The sequence below is a fragment of the Verrucomicrobiia bacterium genome (assembly GCA_035946615.1).
Lineage (GTDB): Bacteria > Verrucomicrobiota > Verrucomicrobiia > Limisphaerales > UBA8199 > DASYZB01.
The window spans coordinates 25,532-48,047 of the sequence record DASYZB010000137.1; the positions used below are offsets into that span (position 1 = coordinate 25,532).

Consider the following 22,516-nt stretch of genomic DNA (forward strand, 5'->3'; position numbering starts at 1 on the left):
TGAAAACCACCGAATCTATGAAAACCTTCCCTGGTGCAATGGCAGCCCTGTTGGTGTTGGGGGCCGGCCTTCAAACCTCAAACGCCTCGCAAACTGGCGGTTTTGTCTTTTGCGACACCGACCAGAGCGGGCAGTTCGATTCTAATGACACGCCGATTCCCGGCGTCCTGGTCGTGGTGACCAACGTCAGCGGGACTTTCTCGAATGCGAACTTTACAGACACTCCCGACGGGGGGTTTGTGCTGGACCTGCCACCGGGGCCGGACAGTTACGTCGAGTATCTGCATCCTCTCACGCTTCCCTCGGATGCAACGGTTGTGCAACCGCCCGGAGGGGTTTACACATTTACGCTGGATGGCGTGGTACAAAGCAACTTTCTAGGCAATTTCCTTGTTAGCAGTTCCAGTTGCGCATCTAACGTTCCCCCGCCGCCGCCTCCACCGGCCACCAACATCTGCTGCCTTAAGGCCACCGGGGTTATTTGCGGAAAAGGGCGGCCTTTGTACGCGTTCACCGGCAGCGCTTTGCCCGGCTGCGGCTCAACAAATGGGGACACTGGTGAATGGAACCTGATTGCAACCTGTCAAAGGCTGCGCTTTGAAGGACAGGTTTTTGAAATCACCGATTGCGGTGAAGTCCAGAGTAACGGATGCGATTATAGTTTCATTGAGTTCCAAGGAGCTGGGAACCTGACTGGCTTGGGAAATTGCCACACCAATTATGGGGTGGTCTATTTCAGCGCCCACGCCGAGGACCATGGCCATTCGAAGAAAGCTCCCGACCAACTGTACTTCCGCGTATATGGCTCGGATGGCACGACGTTATTATTGATCGGCGGGGACACCAACAACCCGATGGATGTGATTCCTGTGCCGCTCTCCAAAGGGGACCTGGACATCGGCCATTCCTGTTGCCAAACAACCGGCCCGGAGGGAGGAGAAAATGAAGGCGGACACAACCATCAAGGGCAGGGCAATTGCGATCAGGGCCATGGCAATCCCCACGGAAACAATGGCGATGATCAGGGAAAGGGTGATGATAACCACGGCGGCAAGAACGGCAATTGCAACAACTTACAAGGCGGCCAAGCCCACGCAAACAAAGGCCACGGCAAGGGGCATTAGAGATCAAACTGAACCTTGGCAGACGGTTGAACCCACGCTCACCCCTAGCCGCGGACTGTGTCTGTAAGCACGGGCTTACTTGCCGGCCCTGCAGGGGTGGGTGTGGCCTTGATGCGCTTGGGAGACAGGCTCTCGAGGTGAACTGTGGATACGAGTCAAGTTCTTGAGTCTCCTGTGCTCAAACTGGCTGTTTTCGATAGATGCAGGCCGATTCGCGTTTCCAGTGCAAGGCTTCCGGTGGACGTTCGGCTTTCCCGGTCACCAGCAGTCCGCCCGGTTTCAATTGTTTGTCTAATTGCTGCCACACCGAGTTTGCATCTTCGGCTTCCAAATAGATGGCAACGTTGCGGAACAGAACCAAATCCCAGCTTTCGTCGGGATTGTGAAGCCCGAGATCAGCTACCCGCCACTCGATGCGTTCTCTTAAAGATGGCAAGATGAAGGCACGATGCCCGCCGATGCGGAAATAATGTTGTTTGCGCTGAAGCTCGATGTCATCGAGTTCAGAGACCGCAAAGGACCCGGACTTGGCTTGTTCGATGGCGTCAGACCGGCAATCCACCCCCAAGAGGCGACTGCGTTTCAACCTGCCCAGTTCATCCAGGAGGATGGCGACCGAATACAATTCCTGTCCCGCGGAACAGCCGGCGCTATAGACACGCATCGCTCCGCTCAATCTCAATGCATCCGCAACCAGCACCTCGCGCAGATGTTCGAACACATCTGAATCGCGAAAGAACCCGCTCACGCCAATCAGAAGGGCGCTCAGTGAGGCGCGTAAGAGTTCAGGGTTTTGCTTCAGCATCAACAGGCCGGCGGCCTCGTTGGGTGCGCGCAAAACGCGCAAGCAGGCACCCACTCGACGATTCAAGGCCTTGGGTTGGTAGCAGCCCGCTCCAAGTCCACTCTGCTGAAGAACAAAACGCAGAAAAGGAGACAGCGCCTCGGTGATAGCCGGGCCCCTTTTTGCTTTCGGGGCCGCATGGCTCGGTAACCGTATTCTTGGCGCCGCCAGGCGCGTTCGGGGCCTCGCTCCCGGCCCTGCTTCTTCTGGCCGGTCTTCGCCGGCAAAGTAAATGTGGCTCAGTTCCATCATGTCCATCCTGTTCTGAAACCTTAGATACCCTCTGCTCCAAACGGTTCAAGACTCGACTCTGGAATGATCGCCAGTGGCGGGGCAAGGCCCCATGTCCAGATTTGGACGGCGTAAACACCCCGCATAGTGTTATCGCTATTCCAAGGACCAGGGTTAGCATCATTGTGGAGCTATCGCACTCTGGGTTTATAATAATCAACAAAAACTTTGCCGCTTCACCTTCTATTAAGGTGTGGTCCTCTATCGTGGGCGCATGAAAGTAAATTTATACAGGTCATTATTGAATCCAGCGTTCAAGAGATTTCAGACTTTGCCGTTGTCGCCAGTTGGCAGCGCGATCCAGCGCGTCCGAGTGGCCCCAATCGCCATGGGATGCGCCGGGAAAGCTGGGCGCGGAGACCACAGCGAAGATCCAGCGGGAGTTGAAAGCGCCCGGTTCTGTTTAAGCCAGGGCGGATTAATGGCTTCTGCGAGTCTCGGCTGCTGAGAAGAGACCTCTTGCAGTGGCGTTTCGCCTACTTGCCAGCTCCGTCGTGGGCGGGGGCGGTTTTGACGCGCTGGTAAACGTCCACTACCGGTTTTTGGTTCTCGCGGTCTTTATCAAAATTGGAAGCCAGGTTCCAGGTGTCTCCATCGAGCTTGTAAACGCAGGCATACTCGTCATCCACGTCGTCAAGGGTCGAAAGAGAATTCCCGGCGCGAATATGGATGAAGCGGACGGAGCTAAATGGGCCGAGCTTTTCCAATTTCAAATCGCCTTCAGCGTGCAACACCAGGTGATCATCGGCTCCCAGGATTTCGAAGACGAATTTGTCCTTCTTCACCTGGATTGTTTGCCGGTAGGTTTCGCCCTGGTCATTGACCTTTTTGACGAGCCACTTGCCTGAGAGGAGGGCCGCATCGTCCGCCTGCAACTGGGTTGCCCAAAGGCCCAGCGCGAGCAATAGAGTAAGTTGAAATGTTTTCATAGATTGCGTGACCTTAATGCGGCTTTAGCCGTAATCGCAAGCTGGAATAATGCTTTTTTTCCGCTTTTGGCTGGTGATAAGCTGGCCGGGTGCCTGGACCGAAGCCCAAGAACCGACCTGAGCGCGCGCCAAATCGCCCGCCGCCCGCCAATCGCGCAGATGCCAATCCGCCCGTGGTTTTTTCCCCGGCCCGGCGGTGGGCGTTCCGAATTGCGATTGTTGTTCTGGCGCCGCTGCTGGTTGTTTCCCTTCCCGAGTTGGTCCTGCGCGTTATCGGCTACGGTTATCCCACCAGTTTTTTTCTTCCTACCCTCATCCTTGGCCGGAATGTTTACATAGAAAACGACCGATTTGGTTTGCGATTTTTTCCCCCGGAACTGGCGCGCAGCCCATCGCCGATGGTAATGGCAGCAGAAAAACCGCCCGGTAACTATCGGATTTTTATTTTTGGTGAGTCAGCGGCCCTTGGGGACCCTGAGCCGGCCTACAGTATGGGGCGTTACCTGCAGGTGCTGCTGCAAGACCGCTATCCGGGCGCGCATTTTGAGGTCGTTTGCACCGCGATGACAGCCATCAATTCGCATGTCATCCTGCCCATTGCCCGTGAATGCGCCCGGCGCCAGGGCGACATCTGGTTGATTTATATGGGCAATAACGAGTTTGTTGGGCCATTCGGCGCAGCAACCGTCTTCGGCCCGCAAGCCCCGCAATTGGCTTTGATTCGGTTGAATATCAAACTCAAATCCCTCCGGCTCGGTCAATGGCTGGCCAAATTTGCCATCCGCCCCTCGAAGCAAGAGCGATGGGGCGGCATGAAGATGTTTCTCGATAACCAGGTCGGCCCGGAGGACCCGCGCAGGGGGCGCGTGTATAACTATTTTCGGCGGAACCTCGAGGACATCATCGAATGCGGTCAGGATGCGGGCGCCAAGGTCCTCGTCAGCACCGTGGCGGCCAACCTCAAGGATTGCGCCCCGTTCGCCTCAGAACATCGCGCAGGGTTGAGCGACAGCCAGCAGGCCGCCTGGAAGCAGCTTTATGACAGTGGAATTGCCGCACAGAACAGCGGGAGAACCGACCAGGCCATCAGTAATTTTAACGCTGCCGCGCGGATAGACCCCTTGTTCGCCGAGTTGCAGTTTCGTTTGGGCCAATGCTATTTCACACTGACCAATTCCGCCCAGGCCCGCAGCCATTTTGGACTCGCTCGCGATTGCGATTCACTCCCGTTCCGCGCCGATTCCCGGCTGAACGAGATTATCCGCCAAACGGCTGTCAAGGAATCCGCCCATGGCGTTGTCCTGGTGGATGGCGCTGCTGCGTTGGAATCCAAAAGCGCCCAAAATATTACAGGCGATGAGGTCCTCTTCGAGCATGTCCACCTTAATTTTAATGGCAATTACCTGCTGGCACGGGCCTTTGCCGAGCAAGTGGCCAAGTGCTTGCCAGAAGCCATCACGCGCGCCGCTGCAGGCCATTGGGCCACCCCCGAGCTTTGTGCCCGGAGCCTGGCATTGACCGACTGGGACAGGCAGCGAGTTTACGAAAGCCTGCTGCGCCGGTTGGCTGAACCGCCCTTCATCAACCAGACGGATCACGCGACCCAGCTCGCCGTGCTTCGGGACAACCTACTGGCTTTGCGCCCCGGATTAACCACCGTGGCCGCAAAAGAGGCCCGTGCGGTCTATGCTCATGCCATCGCCGCGATGCCCGATGATTTTTATCTCCATGCTGATTTCGCCAAGCTGCAGGAAGACACCGGCGATTTGCCCGATGCCATTTTGGCATGGCAGCACGCTCGCGACTTAATCCCATTTGCCCCCGGCCCCTATTATTATGCCGGAAAACTCCTCGCGCGCGCCGGGCGCTCCAGCGAGGCGCTCGAATCGCTCACGCGCGCCTTGGAGATTCGCCCGGACCTCCCGGATGCCTTGGACGAAAAGGGACGGCTGCTGGTTCAGCAGAAGAGGGCTGAAGAAGGACTGGCGCTGATCGATAAAGCCATCCAATATGAGCCGGCGAATCCTTTGTTCTGTATTCATAAAGCGGAGACCTTGGCTGCGCTGGGCCGTCACGAAGAAGCCTTAGGGGCGCTGCGGACTGCGATTAGCCTTGATCCTGGCTTCTGGGAAGCCCGCTACCTCCTGGCAGTTGAATTGGCCGTCGATGGCGACGTCTTTGGCGCTGCGGGCCAGTTCCGGGAAGTCATCCGGCTCAGCCCGGCCAATATCTCAGCCCACTTAAACCTCGCTATCGCCCTGGCAAAACTCGACCATATCGACGAGGCAAAGGCTGAGTTTCGCGAAACGTTGCGCCTGGACCCTCAAAACCGCAAAGCGGCCAATTACCTCAACAGCCTCGATCGGCTCGGAGGCGCAAATAAGATTCGATGAAAGCCCTGGTCCTTAAAGAGTACAACCGCTTCAGTTTCGAAGAGGTGCCGGCGCCCGAGCCGGCGTCCGACGAGGTGCTCATCGCGGTGAAGGCCTGCGGTATTTGCGGCAGCGATGTCCATGGGATGGATGGCAGCACCGGGCGCAGACGCCCGCCCATCATCATGGGCCACGAAGCGGCCGGGGTGGTGGCCGGAGTGGGCCTTGGGGCGGCCGGCTGGGCCGCCGGCGACCGGGTGACTTTTGATTCAACCATCTACTGCGGGCAATGCGATTACTGCCGGCGTGGACTGGTGAATCTATGCGACCGCCGGCGCGTGCTGGGCGTCTCATGCGCCGACTACCGCCAGAACGGGGCTTTTGCCGAATTCGTTACGGTGCCCCAACGTGTGCTGTATCGGCTCCCTGATGGCCTGGCTTACGAGCACGCGGCCTTGGTCGAACCGTTTGCCATTGCGCTGCACGCCATTGGCCGAGCACCTCCGGCGCTCAATGACGCGGTTGTAGTCGTGGGCGCCGGCATGATTGGCCTGGCCCTGGTGCAAGCCCTGCGCCAGACCGGCTGCGGCCTGCTGATAGCCGTCGATATCGCCTCCGATCGGCTCGAACGAGCGGCACAAGCCGGCGCCACACACACTCTCAACTCCGCCACTCAAAATGCCGACGCAGCGATACTGGAACTGACCCAGGGCCGCGGCGCAGACCGAGCCTTTGAAGCCGTCGGCTTGGGGCCGACGGTGGAATTGGCGCTGCGCTGCGCTCGCAAAGGTGGTGCTGTGACCCTCGTAGGGAACGTGACACCACGCGTCGATTTTCCACTCCAGATGGCCGTCACCCGCGAGTTGTCCATTCACGGTTCCTGCGCGTCCAATGGCGAGTATCGGGCTTGCCTCGATATGCTCGGGCGCGGGGTCCTCAACCCCGGCTTGCTACTGAGCGCCACAGCGCCGCTGGCCGACGGCGCGGCGTGGTTCGAGCGGCTGCATCAAAAAGAACCCGGCCTGCTTAAGGTCGTGCTCCAGCCCTGACCTCTCATGAACCCTTTCGATCTCACCGGCAAGGTCGCGGTCATCACCGGCGCCAGTCGCGGACTGGGTCAATACTTCGGGCGCGCACTGGCGCGAGCTGGCGCGGACCTGGTCATTACGAGCCGGCATCCGGACACACTGAAGCCATTCCAAGCGGAGATAGAGGCGCTCGGACGCAAGGCCCTGCCCTTACCCCTGGACGTGCGCCAGCAGGAGAGCATCCAAAAAATGGCCGCCGCGGCCATCGCGCAGTACGGCAAAGTGGACATCCTGGTGAACAACGCCGGGTGCAATGTGCGCAAACCGGCCCTGGAAATCACCTGGGAGGATTGGAACCTGGTGCTCGAAACCAACCTGCGCGGCGCGTTTTTTGTGGCGCAAGCAGTGGCGCGGCACATGATTCCAAGGCGCTACGGACGCATTATCAATATTGGATCGGTCACCTGCGTCGCCGGCTATGCGGGTCTCGGACCTTACGGCGCCAGCCGGGGCGGGATTAAGCAGCTTACGATGAGCCTGGCCGATGACTGGGGCGCCCACGGAATTACCGTTAATTGCCTGGCCCCAGGATGGTTTAAGACTGCTCAAAATGCCCTGATGTACGAGGACCACGAGTGGGTCAGCTATCTCTGCGACAGGATTCCTCTGAAACGGCCTGGCCACCCACAAGACCTCGAAGGCGCCGTCGTCTTTTTGGCTTCGGACGCCAGCGGTTATGTGACCGGCCAAACCTTGCTGGTCGATGGCGGCATATCCACCGGGGCAACCCGCGCATTGCCCCGCCAGCCCGCCAGCCCGCCAGCAACAGCAACAATCCCCCTTTCCAAAGTGAGGAGGGTGATGTAAAATACAACTCATTGAACCCATTATGAAACCGCATGCGCGTCACCCCAATCCGTTGAAGCTGTATGGAATTCAGGCTGCCGGGCCATGCCCCGGAACTCACCGGAGGGCATGTTCAGGCAAACGCACCGGCGTAAAGCAGGGCGGCGGGTTCACGCTCATCGAACTCCTGGTCGTGATTGCTATTATTGCGATCCTGGCGGCCATGCTCCTGCCGGCCTTGAGCAAGGCCAGGACAAAGGCCCAGGGGATTGGCTGTCTGAACAATCTGCACCAACTGACGCTGGCATGGCACATGTACTCGACTGATTCCAATGATCGGGTTGCCAATAATTACGGGGTCACTCAAACGGAAGATGCCATCAACGCCAAAAAATTCGATAACTGGGTAAATAACGTGATGACTTGGAGTGCCAGTAGCAGCGTTGCTGACGTGAGCGTCACCAATATCGCCTGGGTGGCCAACGGCGTCCTTGGCAAATACATGGCTGTTGCGGTCAATGCCTATAAATGTCCGGCCGATAATTACCTGAGCCCGGCGCAATCTGCGGCCGGCTATAAGATGCGCAATCGCAGCCTCTCGATGAACTCTGTTTTTGGGCGATTCAGCATTGGAGATGATCCAACGGCCAAGGGCCAGAATTGGGGTTTTCCCGAGTATATGCAGTATCTCAAACAATCGCAGGTGTTGCGCTCCGCTAAAACGTGGCTGTTTCTGGACGAGCACCCGGACTCAATCAACGACGGCTATTTCATTAACAACCCACAAGGGGTTAATCATTGGCAGGATATCCCCGCTTGCTACCACAACGGGGCCTGCGGGTTCGCTTTTGCAGATGGGCATTCTGAAATAAAGAAGTGGCTGAGCGGCACGTCCAAGTACACACGTGTGCAGTTTGCGTATCCTGCAACAATAAACTTCGATGCCGCTGGACAAGCTGACTTTGCCTGGTACCTGGAACGCACAGGTTACGTCCAAAACGGCCGGCCGATGTTCGGCTATTGAGGGAATTGAACGGAAGCAAACGAAGGAAACGAAGCAACAGCGCCGGTGAACAGCCGCTGTGGACCTCTTCGTTTGCTTCTGTGATTCCCCTTCCGAATTGTCTTTCGGCAGGTGAGTGCTTTGTTTAGCTTCTGTGGGATACGAGGGACCGAAGCGGGTGATTTTGGCGCTCTCGTTCAGTTGTGCAGCAGTCATTTGATTCTCATTCAAATCCGCCGCCCGGGTCGCCGGTAACGTTGAGCGGCCCCCCCCGGGTTGCTTTGGACCCTGTCGCCGAAGCCGCCAAAAGGGCCCTGACCGCCCAGGGCGCAGCCGAAGCGCTGGATGAATTGCGCCGGCTCTGTGTGGCTCAGACCGAGGATACTGCCCCGCTGGAAGCCAAAGTCGAGCAATTGCGTCTGGCGGGCTATCGGCAGGAACTCAACCAGGTCCTGCAGGAGGCGCTCAGTTCGCCTCAGGCGCACCCGCACGTCGGGGCGTTATGGATGCGGCGGCTGGTGAGCAGCAATAATTGGGACCGCCGCTATCCCCAAGGGATGGACCAACTCTGCCGGCGCGGGGAAATTGGGCGGCGGGCTGTAATAGAATTTCTGCAAGCAGCCGGGGCCAGCCGCAAAGGTCGCCTGGTGTGCCATGCGCTGCGCAAGCATGGCAAATGGCTGCGAACTCATCCCCAGGGATGGCGCGCGGCCGCGCGCGCTTTGGCCGATGTCCGTGAGTACCGGCGCCTGGCGCGGTGGATGTCCTCTTGGCGCACAAAACCCGAACTCGATGGCGAACTGCTCTATTGCCTGGCCCTTGGCTTGCGTGGGACGGGTCATGAGAGGAAGGCGCAGCCTTTTGTGCGGCAGGCGCTCGAAAAGCCGGATGCCGAAAAGCAGTTTCCTGTGCTGAAGCTTTGGGCGGCGCAGGAGGAGGCCTTGGCGGGCGACGTGCAGGCCGCCGAAGGTTTGTACAAAGAGCTGAAATCGGTTGCGTGGGATGACGACTCGGTGTGCGTTTATTATCTGACCCGCGGGGTATTGCGGGTGCGCCAGGCCGCGCGCGCCAGCCGGAAAGAGGTTTTCGATTCGGCATCTACACGCGTCCAGGAGCGGGTGCGGCGGGTGGCCATTTACAAGAGGGACGTGATGCTGCGCCGGCAATATCGGCGTTGCCTGTGGCGGATGGCGGTGGATTCAGGGCGCTGGGGTAGTGGTGCGATGGCCGCCTGGCGCAGCGCGGAAAGTGTGTGGCTGCTGCTGCCCCTGGCGCTAGTGCCAGGGCTGCAATTGTTCCTGCCCTTGTACCTGTTCCGCCTGTGCGCCCGCCGGCGCGGGTTCAGGAAAAAGCGGCCTGGTTTTTAAATTCATTTGGGGGGTTGAAAGGGCTGTGGGAGAGGCTATCTTGATTCCAGAAGGGAGTACCATGAAAGTGAAGAGTGGAAAAACTATTGAGCAGCCGAAACCGTTCACGCCCGGGGTTACCAAGGCCATGGTCCGCCAGCATGCCTACGAGATGTTCCGCGATAAGCTCCCAGCCCATCCGCTTAAGCTGGAGGACTGGGTGCTCGCCGAAAAAGACCTCGTAGCCAGCCTCGAAGCGGACAATTTGCCCAAGTAAGCCAGCGGCACCGGTTCAAATCAACGCGCGTCAGGAAAGTCTGGCGCAGCAACCTTCCTGAGTGCAGGAGACGACGTAAGGAGTCTCTGATCAGCAACTTCCGGGTGAACCAAAGTGTAGTTCATGTTACGGACTCCTGAGTGGCCGTCCTCGAATGAACGGCACGTTTTCACGCGCCAGCCAGCAGCAACACCCTCCCTGTTTGAATCGTCCTGTTCCTTTTTAAGGACAGTGGCTAGGATGACGCGAGATGGGGCGCCGCTCACGCGATGGCCCCCGTCTAACCTTATGCGCGCACAACTTCTTGGAAGCACACCCTGTATCATGGCCGGCCTATTGGCATTTTATCTGCCCGCGTTTAATGGCGTGGCGGCCACGGCGGATGCCTGGCAGATCGAGAATCGCTCTTTGATTGTGACGGTCCGGCCTGAAACCGGTGTCATTTCGGTCAAGCCGAAGGACGGAGGTCACGAATGGAGCAATTCTGCAGGCCAGGGGCCTGGGCCTGTTTTCCGCAACGCGCGAAAGGATGGGAGCGCACCCCGGCGATTGGTTTTTGATGCCCCTCTTCGCGCTGGCAACACTAATCGCTGCAGCCTGACCCTCAGCCTGCGCGAGCGCGGCGCGGATTTGTTCGTGGCGATTGACCTGCCGGACCGGCAAAAGAGTATTCACGATTTTTTCCCACTGCAACCGTTCGTGCTGGAATCGACCAATGCCTATTTGGTGGTGGCGGATTATTCCGACGGCCACCTGTACACACTGAACTCGAAGCCGCAACGCGCCTGGTTCAATCTTTGGTCCATTGACATGCCGTGGGCAGGTGTTTGCGACCTGCGCACTGGCCGTGGTTACGCGCTGGTTGTCGAGACCGATGACGATGCCTGTATCCGGCTGGTGCAAGCACCCGGCCAACAGCAGGAACTGTGGATGCCTCAAGCCGGGTTCCAGGCGAGCCAGGGGCAGTTCCGCTATCCTCGCCGGTTCTTTTACCATTTTGCATCCAGCGGCGGCTATGTCACCCTCGCCAAGCGCTTCCGCCAATACGCGCGGGAACAGGGGTTGCTGGTCACCTTTGCAGAAAAACTGAAGAAAAATCCCAACCTCACGCGCCTGTTCGGGGCGCCAGACGTTTGGGGAAATGCCTCGCTCAAGTTTGCGCGCGAGGCCAAAGCCGCCGGTGTCGAGAAGATGATTATCCAAGGGCGCGCGTCCGCGGAGGAGATGAAAGCAATCAACGCTCTGGGCTTCATCACGAGCGAATATGACAATTACACCGACATCCTCCAGGTGGAACCGGGCAAGCCCATAGATGCGCATCATGGCCATCTGCCCCAGGATGTTGTGCTAAAGGCAGACGGCGAGCGCATGAAGGCATGGTTGACCTGGGATAAAAAACAATACATGAAGCGTTGTCCTGCCCTGTGGGTGGCCGCAGCGAAGGTGGTGATTCCCGAAGTGCTTGGGCAATACCCGTTCCTGGGGCGGTTCATCGACGTCACGACCGCCGAGGACCTTTACGTATGCTACGATCCGCAGCACCCCTTAACGCGCAGCGCCAAGCGCCAGTGCGGGGTGCATTTGCTGGGCTATGCCCGTTCGCTCGGGCTGATTATGGGTGGCGAGCATGGCCGGTATTGGGCGGTGCCGGAGCTGGATTATATCGAAGGCATGCAAAGCGGCGGCTCTTATTCCTGGCCTTCCGGCTGGCTGCTCCGTCCCAAATCCAAAGACCAGCAATTCGAAAATCCGCATGGGGGCAAGTTCGGTTCCTGGGCCGAATACGAGACCTGGGGCATCGGTCACGCCACGCGGGTGCCGTTGTGGGAACTGGTGTTCCATGACTGTGTCGTATCGACCTGGTATTGGGGTGATTCGAGCGATTTCCTCCTGGAAGCCGCCCCGGAAGTGACGCCCAAGAAAGACGCCTTCAACGTTCTTTACGGCACCATCCCGCTGCTCTGGGCTAACAAAGAAGGCTCCTGGCAAACTGCGCGTGAGACGTTCCTGCGCACCTATCGCAACACTTGCAAACTGCACGAAATCGTCGCCGGCACCGAAATGTTGAGCCATGAGTTTCTCACACCCGATCGCGCGGTGCAACGCACCCGGTTTAGCGATGGCACAGAAGTGGTGGTGAACTTCGGTGCGCAGCCCGCCCTGGTGAAGGTGAAGGGTACAAGCTGGTCGCTGCCTAAAAACGGCTTCGCAGTCAAGGGACCGAGGATTGAACAATCCCTTGCGCTCGTCGATGGAAAGGTCAAAAGCAGAATCAAAACAAAGAATTTTCGGTTTTCCGAAACATTGCCGCCTCCCCGACAGGATGCAGCCCAAACATTAAAACCGGCGCGGGAAAACAATTCGCTGCTCGGTTTGGCGCCTTTGGCTCGATAACACGCCCTATGAGAGCGGCCATCCTTTATGGGCAGGAAGATGTGCGGGTGGAACAAGTCCTGCCGCGCGCGCTGGCCCCGGGTGAAGTGCGAATCCAAATCGAGGCCGCGCTGACCTGCGGGACCGACCTCAAGGTCTTCAAGCGCGGCTATCATGCGCGCATGATTGTTCCCCCGGCGGTCTTCGGCCATGAGCTGGCCGGGGTGATTTCCGAAACGCAAGCCCCAGAGGAAACGGCGCAAACCCCCGGTCCGGGTGCTGGAAGTGCCGAACACGAATTCGTCGCTCGCGCCGTTGGCGCGAGCCTGCGCCCAGCTCCCAAAATCGGGGACCGGGTGGTGGTGGCCAACTCGGCCCCTTGCGGCAACTGCTTTTATTGCCGCGCCAACCAGGAGAACCTGTGCGACGACCTGCTGTTCCTCAATGGCGCTTACGCAGAATCGATTGTTGTTCCGGCGCGAATCGTGCAGAAGAATCTGTGGCCGCTCAAGCCGGGGACGGCTTTCCGCGATGCGGCGCTCGTCGAGCCGTTGGCGTGTGTCGTGCAGGGCATTGAGGATGCAAAGTTGCGGGCCGGTCAGCGCGTGCTGGTGCTGGGCGCGGGTCCAATCGGTTTAATGTTTGTTGTGCTGGCGCGCCAGCTCGGCTGCACAGTGACCGTGGCCGGACGCGGCGAAGGCCGTTTGCAAACGGCGCGCCGGCTTGGGGCCGAGACAGCAATCCCCGTGGTAACCGGCGATGAACTGGAGCCTGGGAGCCTGCCGGGCTCACCGTTCGATGTCGTTATCGAGGCGGTGGGCAAACCTGAGACATGGGAAGCCGCGGTGCCCTTGACGCGCAAGGGCGGATTGGTCAACTTTTTCGGCGGCTGCCCCGCCGGCACAAAGGTGGCGCTGGATACGGGCTTGATTCACTATTCGAACCTGACGCTGGTTGCGAGTTTCCATCACACGCCGCGCGCGGTGGGCCGCGCGTTGGAATTAATCGAAAGCGGGATCATCAACGCTGCGGACTTTGTCGATGGTCAATGGCCTCTGAGCCGGCTGCCTGAGCTGTTTCAGTCGATGGCCGCCGGCAATCGCGCCGTGAAAACGTTTATCAACGTCAAAGCGTAGCTTCGCCTCGCGACAGCTTCGCCTTGCAAGGTTGACTTTTGCCGGGTTATAGGCGATTGGGCCAGATGTGAGCGGGCAAAACTGGAGGGAATATGAGGTTAAAGGATAGAGTGGCGGTGATCACCGGCGCGGGCAGTGGCATCGGCGCGGCGATTGCAGAGCGATTCGCGGCGGGAGGAGGCCGGGTAGTGATCAATTATCACCCCGGGGGCAAGCACAACGGGGCTGAACTGGCCGGCAAACTCACCCAAAACGGGCAGAGCGCCATTGCTATCGGCGCCAACGTGGACCAACGCGCTGAGGTGGAGCAGATGTTTCAGCAGACCGTCGCCAGATTTGGCCGTGTCGATATCCTGGTGAACAATGCCGGCATCGAGATTAACAAGCCTTTCATCGATCTTACAGATGAGGAATGGAGCAAGGTCATCGGGGTAAATCTGTATGGCAGCTTTGTGGTCAGCCAGACGGGGGCCCGCCAGATGGTCAAGCAGGGGCAAGGCGGCAAAATCCTGTTCATCTCGTCGGTGCATGAGGACATCCCGTTTCCACGCTATACAGCCTATTGCGCCTCGAAAGGGGCTATCCGGATGATGATGCGCAATTTGGCCATCGAACTTGCCCCTTATAAGATCAACGTCAATAATATTGCCCCCGGGGCGATTGCGACGCCGATAAACCAAAAGGTCCTTGAGAACCCGCAGGAAAAACAGAAGGCCATTGGCGAAATCCCTTGGGGCCGCTTCGGTAAACCTGAGGAGGTGGCATCGCTGGCCGTTTTTCTGGCAAGCGCTGAAGCCGATTACGTCACCGGGAGCACCTACTACATGGATGGCGGGATGACGCAACAGGTGACGAAGTATTGAGCGCAGATGGCTCAGAAATATGGTAATCTTGGCCGGCCAAAAAGTCCGTGCCATCGTATGCGGGCGGGTATAGTATCGCCCCATGAAGCAAAAAATTTCTCGCCGCTCGGCTCTGCGCAAAGTCACCGGTGGCACCGTGGCGCTCGCGGCTGCCGCCAGTTTATCCCGCCGCCTTGAGGCCGCCGACGACGCGGTCGGTTCGAAGCTCAAGTACCGCATTCACCCGTCGGTTTGCAAATGGTGCTACGGGAAAATCCCGCTGGAAGACTTTTGCGTGGCGTGCAAACAGATTGGGCTGCAATCGATCGATTTGCTCGAGGTGCCGGACTTTCCGCTTCTCAAGAAGCATGACCTGGTGTGCGCGATGGTCAGCGGGGTGCCGGGTGGCATCGGCAGCGGGTTGAACCGGAAGGAGAATCACGATCGGATTGTGGAGTTTTTCGAGAAGACGGCGCCGATTGTGGCGGAGTATGGGTATCCGAACATCATCTGTTTTTCCGGGAACCGCAAAGGGATGAGCGACGAGCAGGGCCTGGAGAATTGCGAGATTGGGGTTAAACGCATTGCGCCCATCGTCGAGAAGTACAAGGTCACTGCTTGCATGGAACTGCTCAACAGCAAGCGGGACCATAAAGATTACATGTGCGATCATACCGCTTGGGGCGTTGAGTTGGCCAAGCGCGTCGGCTCCGATAATTTCAAGCTCCTTTACGATATTTATCACATGCAGATCATGGAGGGAGACATGATCGCCACCATTCGCGAGAACCATCAGTACCTGGGCCATTATCATACCGGCGGCGTGCCGGGCCGTGGCGAAATTGATGAGACCCAGGAGATTTATTACCCGGCAGTCATGCGGGCCATCGTCGAGAGCGGTTTCAAAGGGTTCGTTGCGCAGGAGTTTGTTCCCAAGCGCAGCGACGTGCTGGCTTCCCTCAAGCAGGGTGTGGAAATCTGCGACGTTTAAATCGGCGCCTGCTGCGAGCGGCGGCGGTCTTTTGAGCAGCCTTCATCCTCCTGCCAGCCACTCCAAGACGCCCTTCTGCGCGTGCAACCGGTTTTCGGCCTGATCGAAAATGGTTTGCGCATTGGCTTCAAAGGTTTCCTCGTCAATCTCCTTGCCTCGATAGGCGGGCAAACAGTGCATCACCAGCGCGCCTGGCCGGGCGAGACCGATCAGAGACGCGTTGATCTGATAGCCGGTTAATTGCCGGATGCGCTCGGCCGATTCAGCTTCCTTTCCCATCGATACCCACACATCGGTATATAATAAATCGGTGTCTTTGGCGGCTGCCTTCAGGTCCGTGGTGCAGGTGACCTTCCCCCCGGCCCGTTGCAGCAGTGCCGTTGCGGGTTGAAAGGCCTTCGGCGCCGCAATGCGCAACTCGAAGCCGAGCCGGGCGGCGGCAAAAATCCACGAGTTTGCGACATTGCAGGCGCCGTCCCCGATAAACGTGACCACTTTGCCCTGGATTGAGCCGCGTTTTTCCTGATACGTTAAGACATCCGCCAGGATTTGGCAGGGATGCTCCTCGTCGGTGAGCGCGTTTATCGTGGGAATCCCCGCAAACCGGGCGAACTCCTCGAGATCGCTTTGGGCAAAAGTCCGAAAGACGGCGCCTTGCATCATCCGGCCCAAAACGCGGGCGGTATCCTTGATCGGTTCGCCGCGCCCGAGTTGGATTTCTGTTGCGGGCAGAAAAATCACATTACCGCCAAGTTGGCGGATGCCGACCTCGAATGAGATGCGGGTGCGCGTGGAGGATTTGGCAAAAAGCATGGCCCAGATTTGCCCGCTCAAAGGCTGGTTCGATGCCCTGCCTGGTTTCTTTTTCAACTCAACCGCGCGAGTCAGAATGGAATCCATATCGGCCCGCGCCAGCTTTTCGATACTCAACAGGTGTTTCATGCTATCATCCAAGACCTGCCAACACCGATTCGACAATTCCCAGCCCTTCCTGGGCCTCGGCTGGGCTCAGGTTCAGCGGCGGGAGCAACCGGATAATCTGGGCGCCTGCAGGAATGGCCAGGAGCCCCGCCCGGTGCAGCAGGTCCACAAACCGCACCGCCTGTGTTCGGGTGCTCTCGCCCGGCAATCGCGCCTGGTCCGGGACCAACTCGATTCCCAACATCAGCCCGAGCCCGCGCACCTGGCGGATTACTCCGGGATGCTTTTGCGCGAGGGCTTGCAAACCGTTCTTGAGAAAATCGCCGATGCGCCGGGCATTGTCGGCCAAGCCATCGCGTTGGATGACTTCCAGAATTTTCAATGCCACAGCGCAAGCCAGGGGTGAGCCGCCATAGGTGCTGCCGTGGGTCCCTGCGCCCAGAACATCCGCATACGGCGCCCGCACCCAAAAAGCGCCTATGGGAAAACCGCCCCCGAGGGATTTGGCCATCGAAAGGCCGTCGGGCAAAAACTCGCCGCCCTCGACGGACTCGATGATGCGTTGAAAACTCTGAAAACGCCCGGTGCGGAAGTGGCCATCCTGAACGCCATCCATGAGCAAGAGCAGTTTCCTTTGATCACATAACTGTCGCAAACCGAGTAAATAGTCCGGTGTGGCCGGTTGCACCCCGCCTTCGCCTTGCACACCCTCGATCAGAATGGCCGCTGTGGCAGGCGACAGCGCAGCCCGCATCGCATCGAGATCGTTGTAGGGCACCTGCCGGAATCCGGCGACCATCGGTTCAAACCCCTTCTTGACCTTCTCCTGGCCCGTTGCGGCGATGCCGGCCAGCGTCCGCCCATGAAACGAATTCAACGTGGTAAGAATCTCGAACCGGCCCTCGTCATGGCCAAATTTGCGCGCCAGTTTAAAAAGCCCCTCATTGGCTTCACCTCCGCTGTTGCAGAAAAAGCATTTGCCCGGCCCGATGTGGCTGGACAATGCCTGGGCCAGTTTTCCCTGGGGTTCATGGTAGTAGAAATTCGAGACATGCACGAGCCTGCGCGACTGCTCGATAAGGGCGGACGAAATCGCCTCGGGCGCATGCCCAAGGGCAGAAACGGCTATGCCGCCACCGAGGTCGAGATAGCGCTTGCCGCTCACGTCATAGACGTAGCTGCCGGCGCCGTGGCTGAGCACCAGGTCGAACCGGCCATAACTCGGAACCACGTGCTGCTGAAAAAGCTTCTGCACCGCAGCGGCGTCGTTGCGCACAATCGGCGGGGGCGCCGGAACAATTTCTTTCATACTCGAGGCATTCCCAGGAAGCAAAAGAGACAGCACTTTACCTGGAAACCGCGCCGAGGGAAGGAGGAAATTGATTTCTCATATCCGCTAGAAAAGGCAGGCCCTGCCGGTACTTCCGCAAAGCGGCCAAATCCAAAGCGGCACGTGTCGAGCCTTGGCTCGTGCCGGCATCGGCCAGGATGTCGCCGTTAAAATCGACGACCAATGAGCGGCCAGGATAGGAGTAGAAAGGATCGGAACCGACGCGGTTGACGCCGGCCACGTAAGCCTGGTTTTCAATGGCGCGAGCTTGCAACAGGCGCACCCAATGCTGCAATCGCTTTTCGGGCCAGTTGGCAATAACCACGAAGAGCTCGGGCTGGTGGTCGAGGGCGGCCTGGCGGAACAGTTCCGGAAAGCGCAGGTCGTAACAAACAAAAGGGCATACGGAGCAATCCGCCCATCGGAACGCCACCGGTTTTTCACCGGCAACATAATGCTCGGACTCGCCCCCCGGAGTGAATGGCCGCATTTTGGCGTAGAAGGCCAGCAGTTTGCCGGTGTTCGAGAATACCAGGGCCTTGTTTCGAGCGCGCCCGTCGCGCCCACGCATTGCCGCGCCCGCAACCAGGCAAACGTCATACTGTCTGGCCAACTCGGCCAGGAAGTTCTCCGTTTCTCCCCCATACGCCTCGGCGATAGCCCCTGTGTTCATGCTGAAGCCGGTGGCGAACATCTCGGGCAGCACCACAAGTGAACCCTTCGGCGGGGGCGCCTTTGCCAAGAGGCCCCGCACAATTGCAAAATTGGCCGGCTTATCTTCCCAGGCGCTATCAAGCTGGAGAGCCACTACATTCATTGCGCCAAGCTTATTGCGAGACGGCGTTCTTGGCCAGAGTGACCAAGCCGCGCCCAGCAGCGCATTTAAGTGGACTTGCGGCGCCTGGTCCCAAAACCCCCGGACCCTGAGATTTTTCCCCCGTTTCATCCCCCGTCATTAACTCATTAACTGCAACTTCTCCTTTACCTTGAGGGCGTCTTGGAGTAGAGTCCAACCAGTGCAATTCTCAGTCTATCAGAGTGCCAGCCGCGCGCGTTCGGTTTCATTCGAAAGCGCAGCCGCCCCTCTTTTCCCCACTCCACCTTAGCTGAGGCACCCCATCCGGGCCATCCTGGGATTTCGCCAGGATTTATCGCAGCGCCTTTCCAGGCTGCTTTCGCCATTTGGCCGTTTCTCAACTCGATTACAATTTTTAATATTTTTAATGCAAGCTGAAATTTCACGCCGGCGCACCTTTGCGATCATTTCGCACCCCGACGCCGGCAAAACCACATTGACGGAAAAATTCCTCTTGTACGGTGGCGCAGTGCATTTGGCAGGGTCGGTGACCGCGCGCAAGAACCAGCGCGCCACCACGTCGGATTGGATGGAGCTGGAGCGCCAGCGGGGGATTTCGGTGAGCTCGACGGTGCTTCAATTCGAGTATCGCGGTTATTGCATCAACCTGCTCGATACCCCGGGCCACAAAGATTTTTCGGAGGACACCTACCGGGTGCTGACGGCTGTGGACGCGGCCATAATGGTGATCGACGCCGGCAAGGGTATCGAAAGCCAGACACGCAAACTATTCGAGGTCTGCCGCCAGCGGCGCATTCCCATTTTCACCTTCATGAACAAGATGGACCGGCCCTCGCGCGAGCCGCTCTCGTTGCTGGATGAGCTCGAGCGCGTCCTGGGCATCGCGGCATTCCCGGTGAATTGGCCCTTGGGCGACGGCCAGGATTTCCGTGGCGTTTTTGATCGAAAGGCAAAGCTGGTGCATTTCTTTGAACGGGTGCCTGGGGGTGAATATCGCGCGCCGGTGTCAGTGCATGGTCTCTCTGATCCATTGGTACGGGACCAAATGAGCCCTGATGTTTATGCCCGAACGGTTGAAGAGCTGGCCATGCTCGAAGGGGCCGGAGCGCCCTTCGAGCATGAAGCAGTTCTTGCGGGGGAATTGACTCCCGTTTTCTTCGGCAGCGCCGTGAATAATTTCGGCGTGCAACTGCTCCTGGATTCTTTCCTGGAACTGGCGCCGGCCCCCCGCGCGCGCTCCGTCAATGGACGTCTCATACCCACCCAGGGGACGGCCTTCTCGGGTTTCATTTTCAAGATTCAGGCCAACATGGACCCCAGGCATCGAGATCGCCTCGCCTTCGTGCGCGTTTGCTCGGGTTTGTTCGAGCGCGATATGACGGTGGTGCATACGCGCACCGGCAAAAAGGTTCGTTTATCAAGTTCTCATAAACTCTTCGGACGCGACCGCGAGACAATCGACCAGGCCTATCCGGGCGACGTAGTGGGCTTGGTCGGGCATGCCGAGTTCCGCATCGGCGACACATTGGCGCAGGATGAATCGCTCGTTTATAAGGAAATCCCCAGGTTCACCCCCGAGTGCTTTGCGTGGCTGCAGAGCCCCAGCACGGCGCAATTCAAGCGTTTTCGTGAAGGCTTCGAACAACTGTTGCAGGAAGGAGTTGTCCAATCATTTCGGCTCAAGGACAGCAGCCAGCGGGCGCCCTTGCTGGGCGCTGTGGGCCCCTTGCAGTTTGAAGTCGTTCAGTACCGCTTGCAGAGCGAATATGGGGCCCAATCCCGCCTCGAACCGGGTCCTTGGAAAGTCTTGCGCTGGGCCGCCACAGAGGAAGGCGAGGCGATTGATGAAACCAAGCTGCCGACGGGCGCGCACCTGGCCTTCGATGTCGCCAATAAGCCGGTCATCCTGTTTGCCGAGCAGTGGAGTTGCGATTTCTTCGCCCAACGCAATCCCGACGTGCGTCTATCCGCCCTGCCGGTAGAAGAGCAGACGCAATGATCTGCAACCTCGGCAGCTACTTTGCCTCTTTCAAAACGCCCAGGAATTCCTTCATGGCAGGAGAAAGAACTTTGTTCTTTTTGTAGATAGCGGCCAATGGCCGGTGAAAATCGCCGTCTTCGAGCGCGACCTGGGCCAGTGTTTCCTTTGACACTTCCTGCACCACCGTGCCCTGCGGCACAATGGCCACCCCGGCATCGATTTCGACTGCCCTTTTGACGGTCTCAATATTATCAAACTCCATCACGTGCTGGACCTGCACCCCATGGTCTTTGAGGATTTTGTCCAATGCGCGGCGGGTGGGGATGTCGGGTTCAAAGCCGATAAATTTTTGGCCGGAAAGGGCCTTGAGCCGGACGCCCTTGCTTTTGGCGAATGGATGCTGGGGATGGCAGATCAGCACCAGCGGGTCCTTGCGCAGCGGATAAATCTCCAGCTTGCTGTCCCGGACCGGGTAGGCCACCAATCCCAGATCGACCACGTTGCCGATGACATCTTCATAAACCTGGTTGGCCCGCCGGTACTCGACGTGCACGTTGACTGTCGGATAGCTCTTGAGGAATTGCTTGATGTAAGGGGGCAAATCATGAAGCCCAATGCTGTAGATCGTCGCCACCCGGATGGTCCCGGAAATAATATCTTTGATTTCCTGCAGCTTGTTTTGCAGCGCATCAAAAGTCTGCAGGACTTGTTTGCTGTAATCATACAGCACCTGGCCTTCGCGCGTGAGCCGAAACCGCTTTTTGCTCCGCTCGATGAGAAGCGATTTGAACACCCGTTCGAGCGAACTGATCTGCTGGCTCACCGCCGACTGGGTCACTTGGTTGATCTGGGCCGCCTTGGTAAAGCTCTCCGTCTCCGCCAGGTCGCAGAACATCTTAAGGCTCTCGATTTGCATAAGACCATGAAATACAAAATCGCTCAAAGTCAGTCAACTTATGTTTTCTTACATTCGAGATAATGGCACAGCCAATGCCGAAGTCCTCCGTAAGTCATTGTAGGAGACGACGCGAGGAGTCTCTGATCAAATTCGGCCTCCGCACCTCCGGAACCCGTTGATCAGAGACTCCTTACGTCGTCTCCTACATGGATTTGGTCCAGGCTTTGTCGCTGGGCCTGAGATGATGGCACGGCCAGTGACAAAGTCGGTACAAGCGCAACCGGCGGTACCGCCAGTTGCGCTGACTGGCAACTGCCGCATCGCGGATTGCCAATCCACGGACGTACCACTGCCCACCGCCCACCGCCCACCGCCCAGGCAGGCCCTGCTCTATTTCGTTGCGATGTCTACGATCCTCTGCCCCTTGTCCTTGAGGTACGGAAGCGCTGTGTTGGAATTCCTCAACCAAAAACGCATCTCCCTGCCGGTTGTTCAAATCGGCTGCCCGACCAATTCATCGAGCACGCCTCGACCGTCGAGGACCTGCGCCGCAAATACGGCCTGACCGTCGAGAGCGCCCTCGAGAAGGTCCGCGCCGAGTTTGCCAACGGCGCCCCCGTCCGCGAAGCGTGGTGGCGTAGGGAACTATGCAAAGTGAAAATCTTTGCGTTCTTTGCGTTCTTTTGCGGCTGAACCGTCATAGCTCACTGCTGCGAGGGTGAAAACCGATCATCGACAACCAATTTTAGACCTTGCCATATGCGGACCGGAGGGGTTAAGATGGAGCAGGTCCAGGCTGATAATGAACAGGTTAGAAAAACGGGGCGACGGAAAATCCGGGCGGGGGTATGCAACTGCAGTCGCATAATCAGAGTTGGGTGAAATCTCGCGCGTGAACGACACCGAAACATCATCTGCACGTCCAACCCGCAAAGCGTTCTGGGGGCCCGGCATCGGGAAGACATCAGGGTCACATCTCAATAATTGACCATTTGGGAGTTGACGTGGCACGTTCTTTCGCTTTGTATTCCGCTCATGGCGCGGCCCTTACGCATCCAACGGCCCGGCGGACGCTATCACGTGACCTCTCGGGGCAACGAGCGCAAACCCATTTACCGGCAGGAGACCGACCGGCTGCACTTTCTGACGCTCCTGTCCGAAACGACC

Annotated in this window: 18 protein-coding genes; 12 read left to right on the top strand and 6 right to left on the bottom strand. The window is 58.3% G+C overall.

What is annotated here, in order from left to right:
• Positions 1 to 17: 17 nt before the first annotated feature.
• Entirely contained in the window at positions 18 to 1,124 is a 1,107-nt protein-coding gene (locus VG146_20090) for a carboxypeptidase-like regulatory domain-containing protein (protein HEV2394658.1), read from the top strand.
• A 178-nt stretch (positions 1,125 to 1,302) separates the two neighbouring features.
• Here VG146_20090 and VG146_20095 read toward each other — a convergent pair whose 3' ends face one another.
• Positions 1,303 to 2,226, bottom strand: coding sequence for a CheR family methyltransferase (locus VG146_20095; protein HEV2394659.1), 924 nt, complete (start codon positions 2,224 to 2,226; stop codon positions 1,303 to 1,305).
• A gap of 509 nt (positions 2,227 to 2,735) precedes the next feature.
• Positions 2,736 to 3,188: a hypothetical protein gene (locus VG146_20100; protein HEV2394660.1), complete on the bottom strand. Its 453-nt coding sequence runs from the start codon at positions 3,186 to 3,188 to the stop codon at positions 2,736 to 2,738.
• A gap of 89 nt (positions 3,189 to 3,277) precedes the next feature.
• Here VG146_20100 and VG146_20105 point away from each other — a divergent pair, with 89 nt between their 5' ends.
• The 10 genes from VG146_20105 to VG146_20150 all read left to right on the top strand — a co-directional run bounded on the left by VG146_20105 (position 3,278) and on the right by VG146_20150 (position 15,402).
• Positions 3,278 to 5,581 (top strand): tetratricopeptide repeat protein, encoded by a 2,304-nt coding sequence (locus VG146_20105; GenBank protein ID HEV2394661.1) that lies wholly within the window; start codon positions 3,278 to 3,280, stop codon positions 5,579 to 5,581.
• On the top strand, positions 5,578 to 6,609 hold the full coding sequence (locus tag VG146_20110) for a galactitol-1-phosphate 5-dehydrogenase (GenBank protein HEV2394662.1): 1,032 nt from the start codon (positions 5,578 to 5,580) through the stop codon (positions 6,607 to 6,609). Before VG146_20105 ends, VG146_20110 begins: the two co-directional genes overlap by 4 nt.
• Before the next feature lie 6 nt (positions 6,610 to 6,615).
• Positions 6,616 to 7,455, top strand: a complete 840-nt coding sequence (locus VG146_20115; GenBank protein ID HEV2394663.1) for a glucose 1-dehydrogenase — start codon at positions 6,616 to 6,618, stop codon at positions 7,453 to 7,455.
• A gap of 22 nt (positions 7,456 to 7,477) precedes the next feature.
• Positions 7,478 to 8,458 carry a prepilin-type N-terminal cleavage/methylation domain-containing protein gene (locus VG146_20120; GenBank protein ID HEV2394664.1) on the top strand — a complete coding sequence of 327 codons (981 nt, stop codon included), beginning with the start codon at positions 7,478 to 7,480 and terminating at the stop codon, positions 8,456 to 8,458.
• 236 nt (positions 8,459 to 8,694) lie between these two features.
• Positions 8,695 to 9,804 carry a hypothetical protein gene (locus VG146_20125; protein HEV2394665.1) on the top strand — a complete coding sequence of 370 codons (1,110 nt, stop codon included), beginning with the start codon at positions 8,695 to 8,697 and terminating at the stop codon, positions 9,802 to 9,804.
• Between the two features lie 61 nt (positions 9,805 to 9,865).
• Complete coding sequence (locus VG146_20130; protein ID HEV2394666.1) at positions 9,866 to 10,060, top strand: hypothetical protein; 195 nt, start codon at positions 9,866 to 9,868, stop codon at positions 10,058 to 10,060.
• 324 nt (positions 10,061 to 10,384) lie between these two features.
• Positions 10,385 to 12,454, top strand: a complete 2,070-nt coding sequence (locus VG146_20135) for a glycoside hydrolase (protein ID HEV2394667.1) — start codon at positions 10,385 to 10,387, stop codon at positions 12,452 to 12,454.
• Positions 12,455 to 12,462: 8 nt separating this feature from the next.
• Positions 12,463 to 13,569, top strand: coding sequence for an alcohol dehydrogenase catalytic domain-containing protein (locus tag VG146_20140; protein ID HEV2394668.1), 1,107 nt, complete (start codon positions 12,463 to 12,465; stop codon positions 13,567 to 13,569).
• A 92-nt stretch (positions 13,570 to 13,661) separates the two neighbouring features.
• Positions 13,662 to 14,432 (top strand): glucose 1-dehydrogenase, encoded by a 771-nt coding sequence (locus tag VG146_20145; GenBank protein HEV2394669.1) that lies wholly within the window; start codon positions 13,662 to 13,664, stop codon positions 14,430 to 14,432.
• A gap of 82 nt (positions 14,433 to 14,514) precedes the next feature.
• Entirely contained in the window at positions 14,515 to 15,402 is an 888-nt protein-coding gene (locus VG146_20150; GenBank protein HEV2394670.1) for a TIM barrel protein, read from the top strand.
• Between the two features lie 42 nt (positions 15,403 to 15,444).
• On the opposite strand, the gene argF is transcribed toward VG146_20150, so the two are convergent.
• From argF to VG146_20165, 3 genes are read right to left on the bottom strand one after another with little or no spacing between them, the layout of a single operon-like run.
• Positions 15,445 to 16,344 (bottom strand): ornithine carbamoyltransferase, encoded by a 900-nt coding sequence (gene argF / locus VG146_20155; protein HEV2394671.1) that lies wholly within the window; start codon positions 16,342 to 16,344, stop codon positions 15,445 to 15,447.
• Between the two features lie 4 nt (positions 16,345 to 16,348).
• Positions 16,349 to 17,632 carry an acetylornithine transaminase gene (locus VG146_20160; GenBank protein HEV2394672.1) on the bottom strand — a complete coding sequence of 428 codons (1,284 nt, stop codon included), beginning with the start codon at positions 17,630 to 17,632 and terminating at the stop codon, positions 16,349 to 16,351.
• 37 nt (positions 17,633 to 17,669) lie between these two features.
• Positions 17,670 to 18,470 (bottom strand): nitrilase-related carbon-nitrogen hydrolase, encoded by an 801-nt coding sequence (locus VG146_20165; GenBank protein HEV2394673.1) that lies wholly within the window; start codon positions 18,468 to 18,470, stop codon positions 17,670 to 17,672.
• 406 nt (positions 18,471 to 18,876) lie between these two features.
• Between VG146_20165 and VG146_20170 the strand changes: the two genes are divergently transcribed.
• Positions 18,877 to 20,469 (top strand): peptide chain release factor 3, encoded by a 1,593-nt coding sequence (locus VG146_20170; GenBank protein ID HEV2394674.1) that lies wholly within the window; start codon positions 18,877 to 18,879, stop codon positions 20,467 to 20,469.
• A 16-nt stretch (positions 20,470 to 20,485) separates the two neighbouring features.
• Here VG146_20170 and VG146_20175 read toward each other — a convergent pair whose 3' ends face one another.
• On the bottom strand, positions 20,486 to 21,394 hold the full coding sequence (locus VG146_20175) for a LysR family transcriptional regulator (GenBank protein ID HEV2394675.1): 909 nt from the start codon (positions 21,392 to 21,394) through the stop codon (positions 20,486 to 20,488).
• Positions 21,395 to 22,516: the final 1,122 nt, after the last annotated feature.

What these genes read in the sequence shown, in the direction of transcription:
- VG146_20090 (HEV2394658.1), top strand. Translation starts at nt 18, where the DNA reads ATGAAAACCTTCCCTGGTGCAATGGCAGCCCTGTTGGTGTTGGGGGCC.
- VG146_20095 (HEV2394659.1), bottom strand. Translation starts at nt 2,226, where the DNA reads ATGGACATGATGGAACTGAGCCACATTTACTTTGCCGGCGAAGACCGG.
- VG146_20100 (HEV2394660.1), bottom strand. Translation starts at nt 3,188, where the DNA reads ATGAAAACATTTCAACTTACTCTATTGCTCGCGCTGGGCCTTTGGGCA.
- VG146_20110 (HEV2394662.1), top strand. Translation starts at nt 5,578, where the DNA reads ATGAAAGCCCTGGTCCTTAAAGAGTACAACCGCTTCAGTTTCGAAGAG.
- VG146_20115 (HEV2394663.1), top strand. Translation starts at nt 6,616, where the DNA reads ATGAACCCTTTCGATCTCACCGGCAAGGTCGCGGTCATCACCGGCGCC.
- VG146_20120 (HEV2394664.1), top strand. Translation starts at nt 7,478, where the DNA reads ATGAAACCGCATGCGCGTCACCCCAATCCGTTGAAGCTGTATGGAATT.
- VG146_20130 (HEV2394666.1), top strand. Translation starts at nt 9,866, where the DNA reads ATGAAAGTGAAGAGTGGAAAAACTATTGAGCAGCCGAAACCGTTCACG.
- VG146_20135 (HEV2394667.1), top strand. Translation starts at nt 10,385, where the DNA reads ATGGCCGGCCTATTGGCATTTTATCTGCCCGCGTTTAATGGCGTGGCG.
- VG146_20140 (HEV2394668.1), top strand. Translation starts at nt 12,463, where the DNA reads ATGAGAGCGGCCATCCTTTATGGGCAGGAAGATGTGCGGGTGGAACAA.
- VG146_20145 (HEV2394669.1), top strand. Translation starts at nt 13,662, where the DNA reads ATGAGGTTAAAGGATAGAGTGGCGGTGATCACCGGCGCGGGCAGTGGC.
- VG146_20150 (HEV2394670.1), top strand. Translation starts at nt 14,515, where the DNA reads ATGAAGCAAAAAATTTCTCGCCGCTCGGCTCTGCGCAAAGTCACCGGT.
- argF (HEV2394671.1), bottom strand. Translation starts at nt 16,344, where the DNA reads ATGAAACACCTGTTGAGTATCGAAAAGCTGGCGCGGGCCGATATGGAT.
- VG146_20160 (HEV2394672.1), bottom strand. Translation starts at nt 17,632, where the DNA reads ATGAAAGAAATTGTTCCGGCGCCCCCGCCGATTGTGCGCAACGACGCC.
- VG146_20165 (HEV2394673.1), bottom strand. Translation starts at nt 18,470, where the DNA reads ATGAATGTAGTGGCTCTCCAGCTTGATAGCGCCTGGGAAGATAAGCCG.
- VG146_20170 (HEV2394674.1), top strand. Translation starts at nt 18,877, where the DNA reads ATGCAAGCTGAAATTTCACGCCGGCGCACCTTTGCGATCATTTCGCAC.